General features: G+C 55.2%; 3 protein-coding genes and 1 pseudogene. 1 reads left to right on the plus strand and 3 read right to left on the minus strand.

Annotated elements, in window-relative coordinates:
* Positions 1 to 2 precede the first annotated feature (2 nt).
* From G3N93_RS01735 to G3N93_RS01745, 3 genes and pseudogenes are all read right to left on the minus strand, one after another.
* Entirely contained in the window at positions 3 to 602 is a 600-nt protein-coding gene (locus tag G3N93_RS01735) for a hypothetical protein (protein ID WP_206132184.1), read from the minus strand.
* A 738-nt stretch (positions 603 to 1,340) separates the two neighbouring features.
* Positions 1,341 to 1,965: pseudogene (locus G3N93_RS01740) on the minus strand (tyrosine-type recombinase/integrase).
* A gap of 236 nt (positions 1,966 to 2,201) precedes the next feature.
* A complete protein-coding gene (locus G3N93_RS01745) occupies positions 2,202 to 4,304 on the minus strand; it encodes a P-loop ATPase, Sll1717 family (protein ID WP_206132185.1) in 2,103 nt (700 codons plus the stop codon).
* A 910-nt stretch (positions 4,305 to 5,214) separates the two neighbouring features.
* Between G3N93_RS01745 and G3N93_RS01750 the strand changes: the two genes are divergently transcribed.
* Positions 5,215 to 6,201 carry a TRAP transporter substrate-binding protein gene (locus G3N93_RS01750; RefSeq protein WP_206132186.1) on the plus strand — a complete coding sequence of 329 codons (987 nt, stop codon included), beginning with the start codon at positions 5,215 to 5,217 and terminating at the stop codon, positions 6,199 to 6,201.
* Positions 6,202 to 6,218: the final 17 nt, after the last annotated feature.

The following is a 6,218-nucleotide window of genomic DNA, read 5'->3' on the forward strand; positions in this document are numbered from 1 at the left end:
CTTTACGCCAAATTAGCCAGTGTCGCAAGCAAATTAACGAAATTATCACGCTCCAACTTGACTAAGCTTGTGGTTGGCTGACCGCGAACGCCTACCTTCCACTCACCCTTGCGCTGAGAAAATGGTGTGTCAACAGGATCATCGCTATCGAGAATCACGCGTTCAATCTGCCCGTAGACACCCTGCAAATCAATTCGACCAAAAGCGCCCAAGATAAAGGTTCCGCGTGGAACAAGCAAAATATCAGTCCCGCCAATTTTAATCCGCAGCGTGGTGGCTTGATAGGATCCAATGATTTTTTCTGATATTTGAACGTCTCCTCTTGAGATTTTAACTGCATCATCCTTAATCAGTGGTTTGAGCCAGCCATCGATTTGCCGATACAAGCCCGATATTTCACTAAGCCACCATTCCTTTCGCGCAGCAAATTTTTCTTGTTCACTTTCGTTTCTTTCGCGATCCGCCTCCTGCTTTGCAAGCTGCTGAAACGCCTTAAATGAAATTGCACCAGAGCGAGCTTGCGCGCGTACACCTTTTAGTTCAATTGTCACGTTACTTTTCTTCTCGCCCTTCTTGGGTGCATCATCTTTCTTTTTTGTCATATTCTGCTCCTCATCAATGATCTATTGTAAAGCCGAAATCTACCTATTAGGAATTGATGCTGTCCAACGTTTCCTCAATCCAACGGTCCATATGATCAACGAAATCACGCATATCATTCATCGTGGCTTCACCGTTGCATTGGTGCTTTCATAGACATGGTCAACCAAGTCACAACGGTACACCTCGGCGACTGCGGCGTCCTCGGGATTGAGCATGCGCGTCCCCGTTGAGGATTTGCACACGCTACGCTAACGGTGCTGGGACGGGGTCGAGCGCGCCGCAAAGCTGGCTCGAATGAGAAAGATTTTCGCACAAGCCAAGGAGCGGCGATGGTTCGCGACCCAAAGCGCCTGCTGGACCAAACCACGCGGCTCGCGCCGGTCTCGGCCGACGATCCGCGTAGCCAGTCCAGCGAAGGCAGAGCGCGTGTAGTCGGCGACTGACGTGCCTATGACTTGCGCTGTGAAAGCCGCCGATTACTTGATGACTTGTCCATCCATAGTTGCCAGCTAGAAGAGCCATTCGCCAACGCCGGTTCGAATGGCGGCAAACCAACGTGCAGCCGACGCATCGCCACCTGTCGCCAAACGTCGGCTATGGCCGATGAATGAGTTCTATCGTCTTTGACAATCGGATGGCTGGTCACAAGGCAAAGTCGACGTCTGAACGTCGGATCGGCGATGCATGTGAACGGCGGGTTGTGGCCGGGAAGCGACCGCTCGTCGGCCACAGTGCCATCAAACCTCAGTCTGCTCAGCCATCTCGAGGGCATCGTCGACCTCAATTCCATGGTAGCGAACCGTGCTCTCCTGCTTCGTATGTCCGAGCAGCAACTGTGCCGCCCGGAGGTTCTTCGTCCGCCGGTAGATCAGCGAAGCTTTTGTGCGGCGCATCGTGTGGGCACCACATGCAGTATCGTCTAGGCCAATCGATGCGACTCAGCGGTGTACCAGCCGGGTATATTGCAGCGTTGGCAGGTGCGGTGACGCATGAATCCGGCTCGGGAAAAGCGAATCCGCTGCTTTCAGTCCCCGGGCTTCGATCTAGGCTTCGAGGCTCGCACGGGTCTGTTTCGTGATCTCAAACTGCATCGGCCGCTGGGTCTTCTGCTGCATGACTGTCGCTCTCAACGTCAATTGGCTTCCGTGACGGACATCCTGGACCCGGAACCGGGTAAGGTCGCACGCCCGCCTTGCTATCAATTGCGAGATTGAACATCGCGAGCTCACGAGTGTTCGGCACCATCTGAAGTCTCGTCCGGATCGCCGAGATTTCCCGAAGCTTTGACGGCGGCTTCTGGCCGGTAAGCTTGCCCTTGTTCCACGGCATGCGGTGGACAACCACAACATTCTCGAATGCCATGACAATCTCCTTTCAATCGACTGGAAATTGAGTGTGCGCCGCGCCAGGTGGTCGCGCCCGACCCGTTGCTCCGGGTCAAGCCATGGCTCTTCAAGGGGCTGCGATTGAAGGCGAGCGGTCATCGGTATGCCGGTCACGTAAAAAATCCCAGCTAAACGCGGCCGTCGTCAGCCTTACGAGCGGCAGTTCTGCGTCCGCCCGCCGTTCGCCGTATCGAATTTGCGAGCACTCGTGGCTCAGGCCCTGGAGCGCCCCCTTTTCGGAGGCGGCGCGTCCGATTGTCCCGAAGCGTACAGTCGGATATGGGTATCGAGATGTTTTTCAAACTGTTCGTCTGCCGCATCATACTTTTGCGGACTTCTCAGCTTCGAAAGCAGCGATACGATAAAGGTCGCTGTCACTTTTACGATCATAGATTTGTGAAGCTGATAAAACTCGCGAAATGCATCAAGGTCCGCTCCCTTCGAAAGCTCTTTCTGCTTGTCTCGGCAAATGATGAATGCGAAGCGGCCGTACTCGTTCACCAAGTACGAATTGGCTTGTCGATACTCCTCGATTCCAAGTCTTTCGTAGTTCTTTACTTCGAAAACGACCTGTCGAGATCCATAATCTTCCCGGATCCTCCGCCAGAATCCCTCTGTAGCATTGTTTGTCGCTACTATGTCCCTTCGAGCTGCAGCATTTCCGTTGGGTTTTAGCTGGATATTGGCGAGTCGGCGCGCTGCGATTAAATCAATTGCTCGCTTACACCAATCTTCGAACTGGGCAGCATCTTCGAGCCCAATAGCAATCTGGCTAAGCTCCGTAATCATGCGACCTATGCGCAGATCTCGTTGCTCTTTGACTTGGGAGGAGATAGTAATTTCGTATTCGTCGAAGATCTCCTGCGCATTCACGCCCGTCGAGCCGTCATCCTGGATGCCGAGTGCGTTCCAATAGCATGGATGGACAAGTAACTTCGCGTTAGGATCGAACAGTCTCTCCGGCTTCTTGCCGTCATGGCTGAAGAGATAGTTTCCGCTGGAATCATCCTCAACTCCAACGAATCCTATCCCATATAGTGTTTTCAACACTTCTTCAGAACCGCCCAAGATCTTCATGTGGAGATCGGTGTCACGGTTCAAATCGTCACTCGCAGCGAGGGCGTCGAGCGCACCGATCCCTTCCTGCAGCGTTAACTTCGGGCCCATGAATCCGACGGCCTTTGTGACATCGCCTATACCCGGGAACACTGAAGAATATTCCTTCCGCAGATCGTCGTATCGGATCGAAGAGATATGTGTTGCTGAAGCTTGCAGGTCTTCGGGAATGAGGACTTGGCGGTCTTGCTTGCGCGCATTATGGAATGCAGTATTGAGAAGCGATATCAAATCACGAGGACGATACAATGTTAGGTTCAGACAAACTCGAAAGCCCTCTCGCCCATGAAGCTCGTTCGAAGTGATGCTATTCCAAAGTTTTATATCGCTCTCGATCGTAAGACCGAAGGCAGCACGCAGCCTTTTACAAACCAGATAGAATAGCTCTTGTGTGTCCCAGTGTAAGCGGAGCACGCTTCCCTCAATGTTACGCGTAAAGTCTTGGTCAGCCATTTGAATGGCTCGGAAAATGTTATCTCGTAGGAACAGGACGGACTTAATGTTTTCTGTCTTGTTGCGGAGATCGTCGGCTCCGTAAATAATGCCATCAACGATCCCAATCCCTATATCGTCAGACTCATAGCCTTCATCCAATCTGTCGACAATGACCATAACTTTTCGGTTCATTCGAGCGAGCACGCCGTCTACTTCGGTAACGACTGCGTTTACATCCAAGCGCGACGCCAGCTCAGATACGGCATCGTCCATCGACTCATCAGGCTGTAAACAAGCTCGCAGGGTCGCGCGAAGACGAGAAATGATGTTCGCTCCGCTTTTCTCCCATTTAAGCATTGGTAACAAGACATTCGAGTCGTTGATCGCCTTTTTTGTTTTGTAATAGCTATGCAGCTGGAGAGCAATCTCCATCGCCATCGCGAAACGCCATGCGGTTTTTATTGCAGCTCTTACGCGAGTGACAGTTGTACCAAATCGCGATGCAACGGAACGCAAGCCGAAGACGTCTTCCTCGTCTGGAGCAACCACAACGACGAAGTATTTTTTCTCACGCCATTCCTTTTGCAAGCGGTAGGTCAGCGCGCTCTTCCCAGTGCCGCGTCGCCCAACGACGACAAATCTGTCGTCTGCCTCAAAAAGAATTTTGTAGTCTTGCCATTCGAAAAAAGCTTGATCGAGCATCTGGCGGTCATTTTCTGCCCGTACGTCTCCCAGAATATTCGCTCGATTTTCTAGGCTAGCCATCCCCCCTCCCGTTGTATTCTCGTGCGCGTTTCCGAAGTTTGGTTGGCGTCGGATTGCACGATTATATAGTTCAACAAGCGCGCCTGCGCCGTCGCTCCTTTGCGTTGTGTTGTTGATTTAACCAAGCGGATCGTCGGTCGTCCAATGGCCGTTGACAGCGCAGAAGCAGTCGCACGAATGTCCAATTGGGGAGCGCGACGGGTGACGCTTCATGGCCGGGAACCGCCGTTGGAGTTGCGAGCCAAGTCGGTTACGTCGACTTGGTCGAAAGTCGGAAAAGCATGGTGCCGGCAGTGCGCCCTACGCGAACATGCGACCTGTGAGGTACGAATCCGGACGGCAACATCACGGGGTGTTGTCGACATTGCGTAGGGCAGTCGCGGTAACTTAGTCACGCAGAGTCGCAAAACCGTGGCGCCGGTCGCAAATACTCTGGCGCCCCATGGCGGGGCAGGCGTGGACGCCTGCCGCTGTGCGGATTCCCTGTCGTTCCTTTCTGGTCGCGCCGCACGCGGCGGTGAGGCGCTGGCGTGTGCTCGTGTCATCGCGCCGACGTGCCGCTATCGTGATCAGTCATCCTACGACAATTGAAAACGAAGCGAAAGTTTGATTTCCGGTTCCGGTGGAAGCAGCCATCCGGCCATCCAGCTTGAACATGAACCCGTTTCCGGAAAACGTTTCGCGTAAATTCGTCTAAACAGAGAAGGCGATTCCCCAAACTGCACCCAAGACCCGCCATGAAAGCGGCTCTACGGGTATGCACCAAGTGAGTTAAACGATTAACCGACGTACATTCGCGTCAACACGTCATACGACGTATGACTCAGCGGTCAGCGGGCACGGCGCCGAAGAATGCGCATGCGGGCGGATCGCCGCGCAACAACGAGCACAACCATCAAGGAGACTGACGATGAAGCACCGATTCAACCGCTCCCGTATCGCCCTGGCCGTCGCGCTGATGGCCGGTTTCGCGATGTCTGCCCAGGCGCGCGTGTTCCGCTCGGCGGACGTGCATGGCGACAACTTCCCGACCAACATGGCCGTGAAGTTCATGGGCGACGAGCTGTCGAAGCAGACGGGCGGCAAGGATTCGATCAAGGTGTTCGGCAACAGCGCGCTCGGCTCGGAGAAGGACACGGTCGACCAGGTGCGGATCGGCGCGATCGACATGGCGCGCGTGAACGGCGCGTCGTTCAACGAGATCGTGCCGGAATCGCTGATCCCGTCGTTCCCGTTCCTGTTCCGCGACGTCGATCATTTCCGCAAGGCGATGTACGGCCCGGCCGGCCAGAAGATCCTCGACGCGTTTACCGCGAAGGGAATGATCGCGCTGACGTTCTACGAGAGCGGCGCGCGCTCGATCTACGCGAAGCGCCCGGTGCGCTCGCCGGCCGACATGAAGGGGCTGAAGGTGCGCGTGCAACCGTCGGACCTGATGGTCGACGAGATCAAGGCGATGGGCGGCACGCCGACGCCGATGCCGTTCGCCGAGGTGTACACGGGCCTGAAGACGGGCCTCGTCGACGCGGCTGAAAACAACATGCCGTCGTACGAGGAAACCAAGCATTACGAAGTGGCGCCCGACTACTCGGAGACGCAGCACGCGATGACGCCGGAAGTGCTGGTGTTCTCGAAGAAGGTCTGGGACACGCTGTCGCCGCAGGAGCAGGCGGCGATCAAGAAGGCGGCGGCCGATTCGGTGCCGTACTACCAGAAGCTGTGGACCGCGCGTGAAGCGTCCGCGCAGCAGACGGTGACGAAGGGCGGCGCGAAGGTCCTGCCGGCCGCGCAGATCGACCGCGCGGCGTTCGTGAAGGCGATGCAGCCGCTGTGGACGAAGTACGAGAAGACGCCGCAGATGAAGCAGATCGGCGACGAGATCGAGGCCACCAAGTGACGCGTCGCACTTCCCTG

It is taken from the genome of Burkholderia sp. Se-20378 (assembly GCF_017104665.1).
GTDB lineage: Bacteria > Pseudomonadota > Gammaproteobacteria > Burkholderiales > Burkholderiaceae > Burkholderia > Burkholderia lata.

Excerpts from the sequence above, each read along its gene's own strand:
- G3N93_RS01735 (WP_206132184.1), bottom strand. The coding sequence starts at position 602 with ATGACAAAAAAGAAAGATGATGCACCCAAGAAGGGCGAGAAGAAAAGT.
- G3N93_RS01745 (WP_206132185.1), bottom strand. The coding sequence starts at position 4,304 with ATGGCTAGCCTAGAAAATCGAGCGAATATTCTGGGAGACGTACGGGCA.
- G3N93_RS01750 (WP_206132186.1), top strand. The coding sequence starts at position 5,215 with ATGAAGCACCGATTCAACCGCTCCCGTATCGCCCTGGCCGTCGCGCTG.